The sequence below is a fragment of the Ochrobactrum sp. EDr1-4 genome (genome assembly GCF_049199085.1).
Lineage (GTDB): Bacteria > Pseudomonadota > Alphaproteobacteria > Rhizobiales > Rhizobiaceae > Brucella.
This window is the reverse complement of the sequence record NZ_JBLZOF010000002.1, coordinates 755,641-772,893: the sequence shown is the minus strand read 5'-3', so window position 1 is coordinate 772,893 and position 17,253 is coordinate 755,641. Positions and strand designations below refer to the sequence as shown.

Below are 17,253 nucleotides of genomic sequence, written 5' to 3'. Positions count from 1 at the left end.
CTCTGCTGTCATAAATTGCCTAGCTGTAAGACAGGTTGCTAAAAAGCGGGAGAGTTTTAGGTGGTCACTGAATGGCTGGCAGATTCCAGTCCGGTAAGCCGGAAAAGTGCTACGGAAATCGTTTTCGAGGATATTCGTTCGGCCATTGCTAATGGACGACTGACCATAGGAACGCGCTTGCCATCAGAAGCCCAACTCGCTGAAAAATACAGTGTAAGCCGCCCGATCGTCCGCGAGGCTCTGCGCTCGCTGCAAACGCTTGGCCTCACTCATACACGCACCGGAAGCGGTACCTATGTTCTTAAAGCATCGCCCGGCCCGGAACTGAGCTATGGCGGCTATTCGGCGCGCGATCTGATCGAGGCCCGCCCCTTCATCGAAGTGCCAGCAGCCGGATGGGCCGCAATCCGCCACACGGATGATCAGATGGCAAAGCTCATTGATCTTTGCGATCGCATGGAAAAGCAGACCGATCCGCATAAATGGGTGCTGCTCGACACCGAATTTCACAGCATGATTGCGGCTGCTTCCGGCAATGCAATGTTTGCGAAAATTGTGGCTGATGCCCGCGTGGCCCTTTCGCGCCAGTCGGAACTTGTCAATCTGATGGCCGGCCGCCGCGAGGCTTCCAACATCGAGCATCGCCAGATTGCCGAGGCGATAAAGAGTGGCTCCGAAGAACAGGCGCGTCTGGCCATGCAGAGCCATCTCGGTCAGGTGAAGCTGGCTGTCACAACCATTATGGCGAAAGAAAAAAGCGCATCAGACTAAATGTCCGATGCGCTTCATTCTCAGGCTTCAATCGCCAGATTGGCAAGGTGCTCAGGCTTCAGCGCCTGCTGCAATTGTTCCACTGTCATATGGCCCTGCGCAAGCACGACCTCCGGCACCGTCTGACCAGTGGCAAGCGCTTCCTGTGCAACTTTGGTCGCCGCATAATAGCCGATCAGCGGATTAAGCGCTGTTGCAAGACCGATGGATTCCTCCACACGCCGCGCCATGATTTCCGGATTGGCGGTTATACCATCCACACAGCGTTCTGCAAGAATGCGGCAGGCAGCACCCAGATGGCTGATACTTTCCGAGAGTGAGCGCACAATAATTGGCTCAAACGCATTCAACTGCAACTGACCGCCTTCGGCTGCCATGGTGATCGTGATGTCGCTGCCGATGACCGCAAAAGCCACCTGATTGACTACTTCCGGGATCACCGGATTGATCTTGCCCGGCATGATGCTGGAGCCTGCCTGAACGGCTGGCAGGTTGATTTCGCCGATACCGGCACGCGGACCGGACGACAAAAGCCGCAGATCGTTGCAGGTCTTGGAAAGCTTGACCGCAACGCGCTTCAAAACACCTGAAAGATGCACAAAAGCGCCCGGATCCTGCGTTGCTTCAATCAGATCGCTGGCGGTGACCAGCGGGCGACCTGTCAGTCGCGAAAGATGCTCACAGGCTAGCGCCGCATAGCCTTTTGGTGCATTAAGCCCGGTGCCGATTGCCGTGGCGCCTAAATTGATTTCGTGCAGAAGCTTTGCCGATTCAAGCAGCCGCAGGCGATCTTCTCCAAGCATCACTGCAAAGGTGCGGAACTCCTGACCAAGTGTCATCGGCACAGCATCCTGAAGCTGTGTGCGCCCAACCTTCAGCATCTTGTCGAATTCGCGCGCTTTACGCTCAAACGATGCCTGAAGAAGTTCCATGCAATCAGCCAGCTCATCAATGGCTTCAATCAGACCGACATTAATTGCGGTCGGATAGGCATCATTGGTCGACTGGCTGAGATTGACATGGTCGTTGGGATGCAGATGCGCGTAATCGCCCTTTTCATGCCCAAGCAATTCCAGCGCACGATTGGCGATAACCTCGTTTGCATTCATGTTGGTGGAAGTGCCCGCACCGCCCTGAATGACATCGACCACGAACTGATCATGCAGCGCACCATCGCGGATTTCGCGGCAGGCGCTTACAATTGCATCCAGATGCTGGCCGCTCAACAGGCCGAGCTCATGATTGGCCAGTGCTGCGGCTTCTTTGACGAAAGTCAGGCCGCGCACGAGATAGGGATAGCGTCCAATGGTGACGCCGGTGATCTGGAAATTATCCACTGCTCGCGCCGTATGGACGCCCCAGTAAGCATCTGCGGGCACCTCCTTTGCACCAAGCAGATCATGTTCAATGCGCGTTCCGACCACTTTGTCCTCCTGAACTCGAAACGATAAATCTGTCTGACAGCATGACAGATTGAAATCGGTTACTCCTCCCTGCGACAATCGTCAACTCACTTGTGAACTTGACTCGCGTTTTCTGATATGCGTTAAGACTTTCATTAAATCTGTCATGCAGCTTTACAGAAAATGCAATGGGAACGAATTGAAGCGTGACAAGAAATCTGCCCATAATGGTGCTGAGGTTTCTTTTCTCAACAATGCTTTCAATTAAAACAAAAGATGCATTGCCGCGCCGCGTGCGCGCTCCATGTATCTGACTGTTTCAACATTACCGTTACTCATTGCGATCACTGCAAAAGCTATAGAACTTGTTCAAAACTGAGCTCTCAGGGAGGAGCGATGACAACGGAAAATTTCAAGGTCACACCAGCCGAACGTGAACTCTTCACAGAAGAGGATCGCGGCTATCACAAGGCGCTGAAGCCGCGTCAGATTCAGATGATTGCCATCGGGGGAGCAATCGGTACGGGTCTGTTTCTCGGTGCCGGCGGACGTCTGGCCCAGGCTGGTCCATCCCTTGTGTTCGTTTATGCTGTCTGTGGCTTTTTCGCATTTCTGGTGCTACGCGCGCTTGGCGAGCTGATCATGCATCGCCCGAGCTCCGGCTCATTTGTCTCCTATGCCCGTGAATTCTACGGCGAGAAAATGGCCTTTGCCGCGGGCTGGATGTACTGGCTCAACTGGGCCATGACATCGATTGCAGACGTGACAGCCGTCGCACTCTACATGAATTTCTTCAAGCATTACGTGCCTTGGCTCGAAGGTATCGACCAGTGGATGTTTGCGATGACCGCACTCATTCTCGTGCTGTCGATGAACCTGCTCTCGGTTAAGGTTTTCGGCGAACTGGAATTCTGGTTCAGTCTTGTCAAAGTGCTATCGCTGGTAATCTTTCTGGTTGTGGGCATTTATTTCGTAGTGTCCGGCACGCCGATTGATGGCCATCAGCCAGGGTTCCACCTCATTCGTGAAAGCGGCGGCTTCTTTCCGAACGGTATTCTACCCGCCCTTGTGATCATACAAGGCGTCGTCTTTGCCTATGCCTCAATCGAGCTGATCGGCACCACCGCTGGCGAAACAGAGGACCCGCGCAAGATCATGCCAGGTGCGATTAAAACAGTCGTCTTCCGCCTGTTGGTCTTCTATGTCGGGTCGGTTCTACTGCTCACCTTGCTGCTGCCGCATACGCTTTATTCGGGTGGCGAAAGCCCGTTCGTAACATTCTTCAGCAAGATTGGCGTTCAGGGTGCGGACGTCATCATGAATCTCGTCGTGCTGACAGCGGTTCTGTCATCGTTGAATGCGGGCCTTTACTCGACCGGACGCATTCTGCATTCGATGGCAGTTTCGGGTTCGGCACCGGCAGCGCTTGCCAAGATGAACAAGAGCGGTGTGCCTTATGGCGGCATTGCTGTCACAGCGGTCGTGACTGCGTTCGGCGTTGTCCTCAATGCCTATGTGCCAGCCGCTGCCTTTGAAATCGCGTTGAACCTCGCTTCGCTCGGTATCATTACGGCATGGGGCGTTATCATTCTTTGCCAGCTCAAACTTTGGCATTTGTCGCGCAAAGGCGAGATTGCACGCCCGGATTTTCGTATGTTTGGCGCACCTTACACCGGCATTCTGACGCTGTTTTTCCTATTCGGCGTTCTGGTTCTGATGGCAGCAGACTATCCTGTTGGCTCTTACACCATAGGTTCGCTTATTATCATTGTGCCCGCGCTTATTATTGGCTGGTATAGTTTGCGTGACCGAATCTATCGTCTGGCGGCAGAACGCGCAGCTGAGACGCAAAAAATAACTGATTGAGGGGCAGAGTGAATAATTCGCAATTCAAACCATTGGTGGCGGTCATCGCCACCGGTGGAACTATTGCAAGCAAGCGTGGGGAAGATGGCGCAAGCACGCCGACGCTCAATGGCGACGATCTGCTTGCAACGCTTGGGCAAGTGGGCGCGCAGCTGCGTCCCATTGATCTGATGGCCAAGGATTCATCCAGCCTGACACTGATCGATATGCAGACAATCTCCGATGCGGTTGCAACCCAGATTGCCGATCCTGAAATTCAAGGTGTTGTTGTGCTGCATGGCACGGATGCTATGGAAGAAACGGCACTGCTTGTTCATTTGCAACGCCATCTTTCCAAGCCGGTGATTTTCACCGGCGCGCAGTTCACTGCCGATCATCCCGATGCGGATGGTCCACACAATCTGACGACTGCAATCAATCTCGCAACAGACCCGGCCAATGCCAAAAGAGGCGTATTGATCTCCTTTGGCGGCAGGATCGTGCCTGCATGGGGCGCATTCAAGTTCAGCAGTGACCACGCCGATGCATTTCGGGAAGTGCGCGATCTGGAAAGACCGGATGCTATCCGCCTGCCCGCATCTGTCAGCACAACACGGGTCGATATTGTTGCCATTCATCCCGGTTGCGACGACCTGCATCTTCGGGCGAGCATTCAGGCTAAAAGCCAAGGCATTGTGCTGGCCGCTTTGGGCTCTGGCAATGCGAACGCAACGATCGTTGCAGCTGTGAAGGAATGCACCGAGCAGAATATCCCGGTGGTGGTTTCAAGCCGTGTTCCAACCGGTGTTCTGGTGCCGGGCTATGGTGGCGGCGGTGGCGGACATGATCTGGTGTCAGCGGGTGCTGTTCATTCGCAGACTTTGCGTCCCGGTCAGGCGCGCATTCTTCTGGCGAGCCTCATTGCAAGCAAAAGCCCAAAAGATGCGATTATCCGGGCGTTTGATGATTTGAGCTTCTGATTAAACGGCCCGGCGCATTATAAAATTAAGAATGTGCCGGGATTTCGCCTTTAACACGGTTCTTTTCTAAAAAATCGCATGACCAACTTGAAACGTCATTTTCACTTACTAATTAACCACTGTGGACCGGGCCCCTCTGGCGGCTTCTTAGAAGCCGTGATGTCGGACCACTTCGAGTAAGCTCGAGGTCAGCCCGGACAAATCCCCGCCGACCTTGTCAGATGAAACAGAGGTCGGAAATGGAAATTTTCACTACACTCTTTATGGGAACACCGGTCTGGATGTGGCTGGTGTTTATCGGCATTGTTCTGGCACTTCTTGTGCTGGATCTTGGTGTCTTCAACAAAGAAGACCACGAGATTGAAATTGGTGAAAGTCTCAAAATGTCAGCGTTTTATATAACGCTGGGACTGGCTTTCTCGGGTTTCGTCTGGTGGCAGATGACCAGTGAGGCAACGGCTCAGTATCTGACAGCCTTCGTTGTTGAGAAGACGCTGGCACTTGATAATATCTTCGTCATTGCGCTCATCTTCAGTTTCTTTGCAATTCCGAGAAAGTATCAGCACCGCGTGCTGTTCTGGGGTATCCTCGGCGTCATTATCCTGCGCGGTATTATGATTGGCCTTGGTGCCACTATTGTCGCGAATTACCACTGGGTGCTTTATATCTTTGCGGTCTTCCTGATCGTAACGGGTATCAAGATGCTGTTCTCCAAGGATGACGAAGAGCCTGATCTGAGCCGCAATCCATTGTTGCGCTTTGCCCGTAAGCATATGCGCGTCACGGATGAGCTGCATGGTAACTCGTTCTTTGTCCGCATCAAAGATGGCAAAACAGGCAAGATGGTTCGTTTTGCGACACCGCTTTTCCTGGCACTGGTAATGATTGAATTTGCTGATCTTATCTTTGCGGTAGACTCGGTGCCTGCTGTCTTCACAATCACGACGGATCCCTTCATCGTTTATACGTCAAATATCTTTGCGATCCTTGGTCTCAGAGCCTTGTTCTTTGCCTTGTCAGCGATCCTTCATCGTTTTGCCTATCTCAAATACGCATTGTCCATTCTGCTGATCTTCATCGGCTCCAAGATGTTCATTGCCGACCTGATGGGTTGGGAGAAGTTCCCACCGGCATGGTCGCTCGGTATTACATTCGCAATCCTTGGTGCAGGCATTGTTGTCTCACTTGTTAAAACCAAGAATGACGATAAGGCGGTCATCGACACTCAGTCGTAAGACCATCGTTATTCAGATTATATAAGGGCGCCAGATGAAAATTCTGGCGTCTATTTTTATGGTCTTTCCTTTCAAGCAAATCCCATACTGAGACCATCATTGTAGGGGCCCATAGGATTGCCTGCGTTTGCCATGAAGAGCGCTGTTCATGAGTGCCTTGACTGAGAAACCATCCTCAGCAGCCTTTTCAACCAGAATACGCATATAGCCGCTTACGGACTTAATATGCTCATAGCGCTGCAAGAGATATGCAATCACGATAGCTGTATTCTCCTGACCTAGGATCTTCAGAGCGAACTGATGAAGTCTGCTGTCGATGCCGATAAAGGTGCATACCTTCTTTGTCGTGTCGATCAGATGTTGCCAGTGTAGGATTGGATAAGATGCGTAGGATGTAATCTCCGGACAGGCTCTGAGGACCAAATCAAGAGAGACAGTGTTTTCAGGCAAGTGCTTTGGCAGCGATGTGTTGAGTGATGGGCGTGTAGCTGTTTCAAGTTCTGCGACGTTACTATCAATATAGGAATCTGGTTTTGATTCATAATAGTGCCGCTCATTTTGAGATTCACTGCCGCTCAATTCTTTGGCTTTTTCGTTATTTTTCAACGTATTATTGATTGATGCATTAATCTGTTCCAGTTTTTGAATTAGAACATTCAATTCTTCTGCATTAGCACGGCGCGGAATAGTGTCGACGACAGTTCTGAAAACTGTACTGATTTCAGCCCATGCTCCTTCAAGATGCTGGTCGAGCGCGTATTCAATTGTCTTTGAAATATCGCGACGTAACAGAGTGAGCTGTTCCCGCACTTCGCGTAACAATGTTTTATCAGCCTTCACCTGCTCTGCTGCTGCTTCAATCTCATTTTTGCGAGCAAGAAGCGGCGCAAGTGAGAAACCGAAAGCGATTTTTACATCGCCAGATTTAGTACGACGCGCATATCGTTTGCCGTTCGGGCTGTCTTGTCGTGCAATGAAACCAGTATCGACCAGCGCAGCCAGATGTCTGCGCAGTGTTGCGTCAGCCATGCCATGGGCACGCAGCGAGAGCTGCTTGTTGGATGGAAATACAACAAGACCATTGCTTTCGCTCAGTATGTTTTCTGGATGAAATGACAGCAATGCCGACAACACAGCAAGCGTACGATCACTGAGATCGAAAACGCTTTTGCCCTCACAAAGCCAGCGATGAAGCTGCCACTTGTCGACAGCCAGCCCTTTCGGAATTTCCCGTGCTTTTTGCTGAACTGTCAGCAAGGCATGAGTCATCCGTTGACGACCGAAGGGCGTCAAACCGATTTGAGACTCCATTTTCTTTCACCTTCCACAAGGCAAAAGAGGTCCAACCGCCAAAATGACGCTAAATACACTTGACAGTGATTCGTAGATTTGCGATTCTCTAGCTGCTAAACCAATGAGAAGGGCTTCCACGCGGCGACGTTTGGGGGCCTTTTTCTTTTGCTTCGATTTCCCTTTTTCTATTGTTCGTGCAAGTGACCGTCACCTGCTCTCGACGTAATTTTTAAAAGCTGACACCGCACCTGAACAAACAGGGCGCTTCAAGCTTCAATTTCAAACTGACCAAGATGCATTTTATGCATCCCGGCAACTCAGATTACGCTTACTGACTTAAGTCTCATCATCTCTAAATGACGCATAGAGCGTATCGAGATTGCGAGAAATCCATTCGGCAAAACGCTGTCCATCTGCAGCACCGAGTGCCATCGTTGCCGTTTTGCCTGTCTTTTTGATCGTGACATTGACGCTTTTGTCTTCTGGCGTCCACGACGTCCCTACTCTTGCGGCAGCTTTCGTTACTGACTTCTTCTGACCAGCGCCTTTTAGATAGCCATAGAGCTGTTCAAAGCGTGTTGCAGATTGCGTCTTACTAAAAGCATCAGTCGCAATCAGTTCACGTGCAGCATCGGCTTTCCCCGGCATTTCAATAAGCTTACGCAGTTCAAGCCAGCGATCACGTCCAATGCCCTTTGCTGGACCAATTGCGACAAGCATATCTTCCGGAATTGCGCGTGGGATTGTCAGCATCTTAGACAGCGTCTGATAATCGACCGAAAGAGCCGCCTGAATGGCTTCGCGGTTAAAGTTCATATCTTCAAGTCGTGCTGCAAACAGAACACGTTCAATAAAGCTCAGATTGGCGCGTGCAGAGTTTTCCTGGCCTTGACTGAGGATATGCTCAAGATCCTCCAGTGGCTTGATAACAGCCTTAACCTTGATGCCGAGTTCGCGGGCAACACTTGCACGGCGATGACCGAACACGATCATATAGCGCCCGCTGGTCTGCGGATGTGGTCGCACCAAAATAGGACTGTCCTGCCCGCGCTCGCGAATAGCGTCGAGTAGCTCGGCATATTCCTGATCATCCGCTTCTGGCAAACGATCAGCGATAAAGGAAACATCGAGAACAGTAGGGTCAAGCTCAACGATGGCCTCACCATCTAGTTTCTGTGACGCTTGCTTTGCGAGTTCATCAATGGATGCAGACAGAGATTTTGCGGCACCGAAACGACGTGTAACGCTTTCAACCGGAGCTGCGGACTGTTCTTCCGCTGCTTCCGGTCTCATAACGCTCTCAAAAATGTTCTTTCGTGCCATTTTCTTATCCTCAAACCAGGCATAAGACTGATTTTATTCCATAATTTCGAAATTAGACCGCAGTCTAATAGAGTTTAGTTTAGCGACCCCAAGCCTCATGAATGAGGCCGCGGATTTCTGAATTGACCAGTTCCATTGATTCCATCGCACGATCGTAAGTCCCGCGGTTCATGGATGAACGTTCAACTTCATATAGCGTCTGCTTGGTAAGACCAGCATCCGAGATAGCTGTCGATTTCAGCATCTGATGCTTGAGCATATGGGATGCCAGCATGCTCTGCATGAAGCCGACCATCTGTGCCTGTGGCACATCGGTTGGCTCATAACGGGTGATGAGATAGCGGAACCAGTCGAGATGCACTGCCCCACCCGCCTGACGAACGGTCTTGAGAATGTCGCCGAGCATTAGCAAAAACTGTGACATAGACATTAGATCAAGCATCTGCGGATGAACGGTTATCAGCACGGATGTTGCAGCTGAAAGAGCCGTCAGCGTCAGATAGCCAAGCTGTGGCGGGCAATCGATGACAACGATATCGTAATCCTGCTCGACCTCGTTCAACGCCATAGCTATACGACTGAAGAAGGTTTTGCCCTCGCCACCATTCTGCATGGCAAGTGGCGTGTCATACTCATATTCCTGTAGCTCAAGCATGGCAGGAATAATGTCGAGGCCCGGAAAGTTAGTCTTGCGGATAACGTCGCGGATAGGCTTGCGCTGGTCGTCATAACGAATGGCTTCGTAAAGCGATGGAAATTCATCAAGCTCCGGCTGAATGCCATGCAGTGCCGACATGGAGGCCTGCGGATCGAGGTCGATTGCCAGAACGCGATGGCCCGTTAGAGCGAGATGCTGCGCAAGGTGCGCAGCAGTTGTTGTCTTACCCGATCCGCCCTTAAAGTTCACAACGCCGATGACCTGAAGCTTTTCATCGCCACGGCGATGCGGCACATAGCGTTTAACCTCGGCGCGGCCATTACGATCAAGCCACTGGCGAAGTTCCTGAACCTGTTCAATAGAATAAGCGCGGCGGCCACCGGAAAGAATGGTTGGCTCAACGCCCTTGCCTTCAAGATGAAGTTTCTTCAAATTGCTGGGGGATACACCAAGGAAATACGCAGCTTCAGCCATCGAAAACTGCCGTAAGGATTTACGGGCATCCGGTGGGAAGTTCTCATGGCGCAGCTGATTGAGCTTGCGCGATATTTCTCGCCCTTGCATCAATATCATGTCGTCAAACGACAAAGTTGCTGTTGAATTTGCGATATTCATTGCCTTAGGATCCCTAGTGACGGCACTGGAACTAATACCGCCTAAATACCGTCATTATGTCCGATTCTTATTTTGCCGCAAGAGGTCTCTATTAACAAAGAGTTACCGGGCTTCTTTCATCTGGCGGCAATTGAGTTCCTAACGAATCGAGTTCAATCTATGGTGCTGAAATTAAAGCGATTTATAGAAAATAGACCGCAGTCTAATGGAATCGCTAGATCAGCTTTTCCTTTATTGCGGTCGATGTGATGGAACCTCAAGGGCATCGCATCTGCTCTTTTGTGGAGGAATCACCTTTTGCCCAGCTTTGATTAAAATCAGGTAGAATCTAGAATTGGGCTTCGCAAACCGTTGCGGTCGTTGTTTTTCGTTAGGTTCGGATAATTGCAGTTGGGCAAGCGTGCTTAAGCTCATATTGTAAGCCCTAACGGCGAAGTGCTCCGTTGGTTTCTTGTGCTACGCAGATGTAGAAACGGGGGAAGGGGGCGGAGATATCGAAGCTGATGTGCATGCGGAGCAATTGGCAAACGCGAATTGCTGTCTGTTGCTACTTATCTCGACAACGAAACTCTTGCTTGAGTTCATGTTGTAGCTAGACAATTTTAACTAAATCGCATTATGATTGAAACAAGATACCCATGACCGAGATGAGCTCGCGGTCAGCGATGATGGATCGCTTGAAGACTTTTTGAAAGAGTCTGAGTAGATAAACAAATCCGGCATTTAAGTTTCAGAAAAAGAATAATCTATTTCTTTATAGATGCTTACATAAGCACTGAATTGGTGCTTGTAGCGTAAGTGAAGGTACGCAGGGCAGATTTGGCAGCAGTGCCATCTTACTGGGCAATCGCGCATTATCACAACCTATCATAATCTGGTTTGCGGTAGAAGACTGCTTCCAATTGCATTTTGAAGAAGGCGCGGATGACCCGATGCAGGTGGCTTCGGCCCCGGCCTCTATCGTATTTTCGACTATACCGGGACATTGACCAACAATGGACTGGCTATTGGCACTGTGCAGGGTGGTGACGCTTCGCAAGTATCGCTTCAGACATCCGTCGATCATCAGATCAATTTGGTCAATACCGCTGGCGTTACGCTGAACTTCTGGGATGGCGATGATCTTACCAAGCACGATAATAATCACATTGATGGTGGGAATGGCACCTGGAATACAACCAACGACAACTGGACGGATAAAGACGGGCAATTAAACGGCAAATGGGCAACCGGCCAGTTTGCAATTTTCACAGGCACGGCGGGTACGGTTATCGTGGATGATAGCGGCGGTGCCGTATCCGTGAGTGGCATGCAGTTCTTCGTTAATGGTTATACCATTGAAGGAGGCCAGATCACTCTTGGAGGGCAAGACAACCAGATCAATGTTGGTGACGGTACGATCAATAGCGCCAGCGATATCGCAACCATTGCCTCTGTGCTTTATGGCCAGAATGGCTTCACAAAAACGGATTATGGCACGCTCAATCTGACGGGTGCGAACACCTATACCGGCACAACCACTGTGACAGCGGGCACGTTGGAATTGAGCGGAAATGGCAGCATCGCCAATAGTGGCGAGATTGCCCTTACAAGCACCCAGTTTGACCATGGCCGTCTGCTAATCAACAAGGATAATGATTTTACGCTTGCAAATAAGGTGAGCGGTATTGGCGCAGTTACAAAAGAAGGCGCAGGCACAACAACATTCTCCGGCAATAATACGTTTAGCGGTGGGCTGACGGTCAAGGGAGGGACAGTGAAGGCTGGTATTGCCGAGCACGCGTTTGGTTCCGGCAATATCATGGTCAATGGCGGTGCGGCGCTTGACCTTGCCAACTTCAATGAAAGCGTTGGCAGCCTTTTAGGTACGAAATCGGGTGATGGGGCAATCAATCTTGGCTCTGGAACGCTAACGCTTGATCAGAACCTGCATGGTGACTTCTCAGGAGTAATCTCTGGCACAGGTGGGATCACCAAGAATAACGATGGAGATCTGGTTCTTTATGGTGCCAACAATTATTCGGGCCTGACAGCTGTTAATGAAGGTTCTCTCATTCAGGGCGCAGCTGGTGGCCTCTCTGCTGCTTCCACATATAATGTGGCCAGCGATGCTTCCCTTAAACTGGGTGGCTTCTCCACTTCTATAGCAGGCCTGACCAATGCCGGAAATGTCTTCTTCGGTAGCACAGGCGGCGGCACTGTTCTCAATGTCTCAGGCAATTACATCGGCAATGGTGGCACGCTGCATATGGAGGCGGTGTTTGGTGATGACAATTCGCTCACAGATCGTATGAATGTCAGTGGTAACACATCCGGCACTTCCAAAGTCGATATTACCAATCGCAATGGTTTTGGTGCGCCAACGAATAATGGCATTGAGATCATTACGGTTGGCGGCAATTCAGACGGTATTTTTGCACTTCAGGGTGATTACGTCACGAAGGATGGCCAGCAAGCCATCATGACAGATTCTGCCTATGCCTATACTTTACAACATGGCGGAACAAATACGCCCAATGACGGCAATTGGTATCTGGTCAGCAAGAAAGGCAATACCGATCCGGTTCCCCCGGTTAATCCGGATTGTCAGAAGACAAATACCTGCCCGACACCTCCAGATCCTACTCCGGGGCGTTTCAGTCCGGCAGCGCCTGTCTATGAGTCCTATACGTCAACACTGCAGGCTCTGAATGCTCTGCCAACATTGCAACAGCGCGTGGGTCAGCGTTATCTGGGTGGTGCTGATCAGGCCAGTTCAGATGAAAGCTCGGGTGAAAGCGACAGCAAGGCCATCTGGGGTCGCATCGAAGGCGCGCATAATCGTCTGGAAAACGCGTCTACAGCGGGAGATCTGCATCAGGACATCAATACCTTCATCATGCAAGCCGGTGTCGATGGTCAGTTTTATGAGAATGAGAACGGCAAACTGCTTGCTGGCATCACCGGGCAATATGGCAATGCACGCTCGAATATCGATAACCGCACTGGCGATGGATCGGGCAGCATTACCACACAGGGTTGGGGGCTTGGTGCGAACGCCACCTGGTATGGCACCTCCGGCTTCTATCTCGACACACAGGCACAAGCCAACTGGTATGACAGTGACCTTGGTGTCGATGCAACCAACCCAACGCTTGCCAATGGCAACAAAGGCTTTGGCTATGCACTCAGCCTTGAAGCAGGGCAGCGCTTTGATCTCGACCCGTATTGGTCGTTGACACCGCAAGCACAGCTTACATGGTCATCCGTTGATTTCGATACATTTACCGATACCTATGGTGCGCGTATCTCCAATCGAAACGGTGACAGTCTGAATGCCCGTATCGGCCTTGCTGCCAACTATGCCAATAGCTGGAAAGGCAAGGACGGCTTGATGGTCAATACCTCACTCTATGGCATTGCCAATCTCTATCAGGAACTCATGGGTGACGCCCGTATGAATTACGCAGGAACCCATATGGCAACCAACAGTGATGACACATGGGGTGGTATCGGTGCAGGTGGCACCTATGCATGGGCAAACAACAAATATGCTCTGTATGGCGAAGGCTCAATCAACACATCGCTCAACCATTTCTCTGACAGCTATGCAATCAAAGGCAACATCGGCTTCAAAGTGAACTGGTGAGGAACAACGCATAAACCAAACAAACAATGCTCCCGGATCAAATCCGGGAGCATTTCCGTATTTATTGCAGCCATTTCTCGATGCAGTGAGCTATCAGCAGATTGCAACAAATCATGCCATATGAACCCATCCGCCATTTTTATTGGATGATCGAACACAGGCATCGATGAACGATACACCTCTTACCCCGTCATCAACGGTTGGATAGATAACCGCACTATCAACCTTCGCATTGTCACGTCGCGCCTGAATTGCATTTGCAGCTTCTGTATAGATCGTTGCAAAAGCTTCAAGATAGCCTTCAGGATGACCACCCGGAATACGGGTTACACGCGTCGCAGCCTCTCCAGCACCTGCACCGCCACGCGTGATCAGGCGCTTTGGCTCACCAAATGGTGTAAACCACAGACGGTTAGGATCTTCCTGCGCCCATTCAATGCCGCCTTTTGTGCCATAGACCCGCAAGCGGAGGGTGTTTTCATTACCCGGCGCAACCTGACTGCACCAAAGCATACCCTTGGCGCCACCCGCAAATCGCAGCATGACATGCGCATTGTCATCAAGACGACGCCCCGGAACAAAGCTGTCGAGATCGGCTGCTAAGCTTTCAAGCGTCAAACCAGTCACAAAGGATGCAAGGTTGAAGGCATGCGTGCCAATATCACCCGTTGCCCCACCAAGCCCAGACTGTGCCGGATCTGTACGCCAGACTGCACCTTTAGCTCCGGTTTCTTCAACCGCTTCGGTCAGCCAGTCTTGCGCATATTCCACCTGCACCACACGCAGATCACCAAGCTCGCCATTGGCGATCATTTCGCGCGCCTGCCGCACCATGGGATAGCCGGTGTAATTGTGGGTTAGCACAAACAATGCGCCACTCTCATCAGCGACTTTCTTAAGCTTCTTTGCATCAGCCAAAGTCGAGGTCAGCGGCTTATCGCAGATCACATGAATGCCACGGCGCAAAAACTCTTTCGCAGCATCATAATGCACATGATTTGGCGTGACGATTGCCACGGCTTCAATGCCATTCTTAAGGCGGGCCTCGCGGATCGCCATGTCCTTATAGCTTGAATAGATGCGATCTTCCGCAAGTCCTAGTTCACGGCCTGATGCCTGCGCCTTTTCGGCTGAGGACGAGAGAGCGCCCGCAACAAGCTCAAAGCGGTTATCAAGACGCGACGCCATGCGATGCACACCGCCAATAAAAGCACCCGCACCGCCACCAACCATGCCAAGCCGGATGCGCGGATTGGCTGTTTCCTTGGTCTTTGCTTCAATGGTCATAGCTATTCCTCCGAGCGCACTCGATCTGACTTCATCAGATCGGCGCTCTTACTTAATATTTTTTCGCGTATCTTGGCCGAAAACCGCTACGCACTTTTCGGGATACGCTTTACAATCCCAGCATACGGCGATTGGCGGCATCGTCGGTCCCGCCTGCGGCAAAGTCATCGAATGCCTTTTCCGTCACACGAATAATGTGGTGTTTGACAAACTCAGCACCTTCACGCGCACCATCTTCAGGATGCTTGAGTGCGCATTCCCACTCGACAACCGCCCAGCCGTCAAAGTCATTCGCTGCCATTTTCGAGAATACAGCACCAAAATCGACCTGACCATCGCCGAGCGAGCGGAAGCGACCGGCGCGATTGACCCAGCCCTGATAGCCACCATAAACGCCCTGACGTCCGGTCGGATTAAACTCGGCATCCTTGACGTGGAACATCCTGATCCGGTCTTTGTAAATATCGATATTGTCGAGGTAATCCAGACATTGCAGCACATAATGCGATGGATCATAAAGCATGTTCGCGCGCGAATGGTTCTTCACACGCTCAAGGAACATCTCAAACGTCACACCATCATGCAGGTCTTCGCCGGGATGGATTTCATAGCAAATATCAACACCATGCTCATCCGCATGATCAAGGATCGGCAGCCAGCGACGCGCCAGTTCATCAAAAGCCGTCTCAACCAGACCAGCCGGACGCTGTGGCCACGGATAGACAAACGGCCAAGCCAAAGCACCTGAGAAGGTAGCATGTGCGCCGATGCCAAGATTACGCGAAGCGCGGATCGCCATCTTCACCTGCTCAACAGCCCATGCCTGCCGCGCTTTCGGATTGCCGCGCACTTCCGGCACAGCAAAACCATCAAAAGCCTCATCATAAGCCGGGTGAACTGCAACAAGCTGTCCCTGCAAATGCGTCGAAAGTTCGGTGACTTCAACGCCGTTCTCACGCGCAACACCGGCAAACTCATCGCAATAGTCTTTGGATTCAGAAGCCTTTTTGAGATCGATCAATTGGCCTGCCCATGTCGGCACCTGCACACCGGCATAGCCTTTTTCAGCCGCCCATTTGGTAATGCTGTCCCAACTATTAAATGGCGCTGCATCGCCCGCAAACTGCCCGAGAAAAATCCCAGGCCCTTTGATCGTCTTCATCAAAAATCCTCCAAAGATAACGCAAATTTTATGGCCATAATGCAAATACGCGCCCGGCAAAGCGGGCGCGTACTTCAATATTAGAAAGGAGAATCCGGGAAGTAGAACTGCTCGGCATTGTCCTTGGTGATCAGCGTTGCATCGAGAATATACTCGCCGCTGACTGGTACCTGATCATAGAAATGACCAGCAGCCAGTTCCATCGCAGTTGAAACCATTGCTGGTGGATAAAGCACATCGACCGGCATTAGCTTGTCGCCATCCATGACCTTCTTGATCATGTCTTTTGAACCAGCACCGCCGATAACATACTGAATGTCTTCACGATTTGCCTGCTTGATGGCTTCGAGCACACCAACAGCCATGTCGTCATCCTGACACCAGACAACATCAATCTTTGGATACTTGGTCAGGAAGTCCTGCATCACGCGGAAGGCATCATCGCGGTTCCAGTTGCCATACTGACGATCAAGAACCTTAACGTTGGAGCCTGCAATGCCCTTGTCAAAACCGTCCTGACGCTGCTGATCAATTGGAATTGGCATGCCGCGAATGACAACGACCTGCGCATCTGGCGTGGTCTTGGCAATATACTCACCAGCGACCTGACCGAGAGCCGGATTGTTACCCGCAATATAAAGATCGCGGATAGAATTATCGTTGTTGCTCGGCGCGCGATCAACAAGCGCAACAAATGTGCCCTTGTCCTTGATTTCCTTGATTGCATTTACAAGCGGATCAGGATCGGTCGGCAGAACCACCAGACCATCGAGACCTTGCACAGCGAGATCCTGCAATGCATTGGCCTGGCTGGCCGCATCTGGGGACGTCTTAACGATAACGTTGAGGCCCGGATGCTCCTGCATCAATAGCTTGGCAACGCGTTCTGCATGATAGACAACACCCGCTGTCCAGCCGTGATCAGCAGCAGGGATCGATACACCGATCGTCACCTTTTTGTCCTGTGCGCTTGCAACACCAGTGAAGGCTAACGCCCCAGCTGCTAGAGCAGCAAAAGCAACGCCTAAAAGTTTTCCTCGCATTATTTCCTCC

12 protein-coding genes are annotated in these 17,253 nt (G+C 51.2%); 5 read left to right on the top strand and 7 right to left on the bottom strand.

The genetic code is table 11. The features are described 5' to 3' along the window. The first annotated feature begins 60 nt into the window (after nucleotides 1–60). Nucleotides 61–771: a FadR/GntR family transcriptional regulator gene (locus ACOZHT_RS09935; RefSeq protein ID WP_421565661.1), complete on the top strand. Its 711-nt coding sequence runs from the start codon at nucleotides 61–63 to the stop codon at nucleotides 769–771. Nucleotides 772–791: 20 nt separating this feature from the next. Here ACOZHT_RS09935 and ACOZHT_RS09930 read toward each other — a convergent pair whose 3' ends face one another. Continuing rightward, on the bottom strand, nucleotides 792–2,195 hold the full coding sequence (locus tag ACOZHT_RS09930) for an aspartate ammonia-lyase (RefSeq protein ID WP_339513049.1): 1,404 nt from the start codon (nucleotides 2,193–2,195) through the stop codon (nucleotides 792–794). Between the two features lie 375 nt (nucleotides 2,196–2,570). Between ACOZHT_RS09930 and ACOZHT_RS09925 the strand changes: the two genes are divergently transcribed. From ACOZHT_RS09925 to ACOZHT_RS09915, 3 genes are all read left to right on the top strand, one after another. Further along, on the top strand, nucleotides 2,571–4,040 hold the full coding sequence (locus ACOZHT_RS09925; protein WP_339513051.1) for an amino acid permease: 1,470 nt from the start codon (nucleotides 2,571–2,573) through the stop codon (nucleotides 4,038–4,040). An 8-nt stretch (nucleotides 4,041–4,048) separates the two neighbouring features. Further along, the gene (locus tag ACOZHT_RS09920; protein ID WP_339513053.1) at nucleotides 4,049–4,999 is read left to right on the top strand and encodes an asparaginase; all 951 of its coding nucleotides are present in this window, start codon (nucleotides 4,049–4,051) and stop codon (nucleotides 4,997–4,999) included. Nucleotides 5,000–5,238: 239 nt separating this feature from the next. Then, nucleotides 5,239–6,234 carry a TerC family protein gene (locus ACOZHT_RS09915; protein WP_339513055.1) on the top strand — a complete coding sequence of 332 codons (996 nt, stop codon included), beginning with the start codon at nucleotides 5,239–5,241 and terminating at the stop codon, nucleotides 6,232–6,234. A 96-nt stretch (nucleotides 6,235–6,330) separates the two neighbouring features. Here the strand turns inward: ACOZHT_RS09915 and repC are convergent, their stop codons facing one another. The 3 genes from repC to repA form a co-directional block, all read right to left on the bottom strand. After that, nucleotides 6,331–7,545 (bottom strand): plasmid replication protein RepC, encoded by a 1,215-nt coding sequence (gene repC / locus ACOZHT_RS09910; protein ID WP_339513057.1) that lies wholly within the window; start codon nucleotides 7,543–7,545, stop codon nucleotides 6,331–6,333. 318 nt (nucleotides 7,546–7,863) lie between these two features. After that, nucleotides 7,864–8,850 (bottom strand): plasmid partitioning protein RepB, encoded by a 987-nt coding sequence (repB, locus tag ACOZHT_RS09905; RefSeq protein WP_339513059.1) that lies wholly within the window; start codon nucleotides 8,848–8,850, stop codon nucleotides 7,864–7,866. Nucleotides 8,851–8,929: 79 nt separating this feature from the next. After that, nucleotides 8,930–10,123, bottom strand: a complete 1,194-nt coding sequence (gene repA / locus ACOZHT_RS09900; RefSeq protein ID WP_339513061.1) for a plasmid partitioning protein RepA — start codon at nucleotides 10,121–10,123, stop codon at nucleotides 8,930–8,932. 985 nt (nucleotides 10,124–11,108) lie between these two features. Here repA and ACOZHT_RS09895 point away from each other — a divergent pair. Continuing rightward, a complete protein-coding gene (locus tag ACOZHT_RS09895) occupies nucleotides 11,109–13,751 on the top strand; it encodes an autotransporter outer membrane beta-barrel domain-containing protein (RefSeq protein WP_421565660.1) in 2,643 nt (880 codons plus the stop codon). A gap of 111 nt (nucleotides 13,752–13,862) precedes the next feature. On the opposite strand, the gene ACOZHT_RS09890 is transcribed toward ACOZHT_RS09895, so the two are convergent. The 3 genes from ACOZHT_RS09890 to ACOZHT_RS09880 form a co-directional block, all read right to left on the bottom strand. Beyond that, the gene (locus ACOZHT_RS09890) at nucleotides 13,863–15,038 is read right to left on the bottom strand and encodes a Gfo/Idh/MocA family oxidoreductase (protein ID WP_339514757.1); all 1,176 of its coding nucleotides are present in this window, start codon (nucleotides 15,036–15,038) and stop codon (nucleotides 13,863–13,865) included. A 109-nt stretch (nucleotides 15,039–15,147) separates the two neighbouring features. Then, complete coding sequence (locus ACOZHT_RS09885; RefSeq protein WP_339514759.1) at nucleotides 15,148–16,200, bottom strand: sugar phosphate isomerase/epimerase; 1,053 nt, start codon at nucleotides 16,198–16,200, stop codon at nucleotides 15,148–15,150. Nucleotides 16,201–16,280: 80 nt separating this feature from the next. Continuing rightward, nucleotides 16,281–17,243 carry a substrate-binding domain-containing protein gene (locus ACOZHT_RS09880; protein ID WP_339514761.1) on the bottom strand — a complete coding sequence of 321 codons (963 nt, stop codon included), beginning with the start codon at nucleotides 17,241–17,243 and terminating at the stop codon, nucleotides 16,281–16,283. Nucleotides 17,244–17,253: the final 10 nt, after the last annotated feature.

What these genes read in the sequence shown, in the direction of transcription:
- repB (WP_339513059.1), bottom strand. Translation starts at nt 8,850, where the DNA reads ATGGCACGAAAGAACATTTTTGAGAGCGTTATGAGACCGGAAGCAGCG.
- repC (WP_339513057.1), bottom strand. Translation starts at nt 7,545, where the DNA reads ATGGAGTCTCAAATCGGTTTGACGCCCTTCGGTCGTCAACGGATGACT.
- ACOZHT_RS09890 (WP_339514757.1), bottom strand. Translation starts at nt 15,038, where the DNA reads ATGACCATTGAAGCAAAGACCAAGGAAACAGCCAATCCGCGCATCCGG.
- ACOZHT_RS09880 (WP_339514761.1), bottom strand. Translation starts at nt 17,243, where the DNA reads ATGCGAGGAAAACTTTTAGGCGTTGCTTTTGCTGCTCTAGCAGCTGGG.
- repA (WP_339513061.1), bottom strand. Translation starts at nt 10,123, where the DNA reads ATGAATATCGCAAATTCAACAGCAACTTTGTCGTTTGACGACATGATA.
- ACOZHT_RS09925 (WP_339513051.1), top strand. Translation starts at nt 2,571, where the DNA reads ATGACAACGGAAAATTTCAAGGTCACACCAGCCGAACGTGAACTCTTC.
- ACOZHT_RS09915 (WP_339513055.1), top strand. Translation starts at nt 5,239, where the DNA reads ATGGAAATTTTCACTACACTCTTTATGGGAACACCGGTCTGGATGTGG.
- ACOZHT_RS09885 (WP_339514759.1), bottom strand. Translation starts at nt 16,200, where the DNA reads ATGAAGACGATCAAAGGGCCTGGGATTTTTCTCGGGCAGTTTGCGGGC.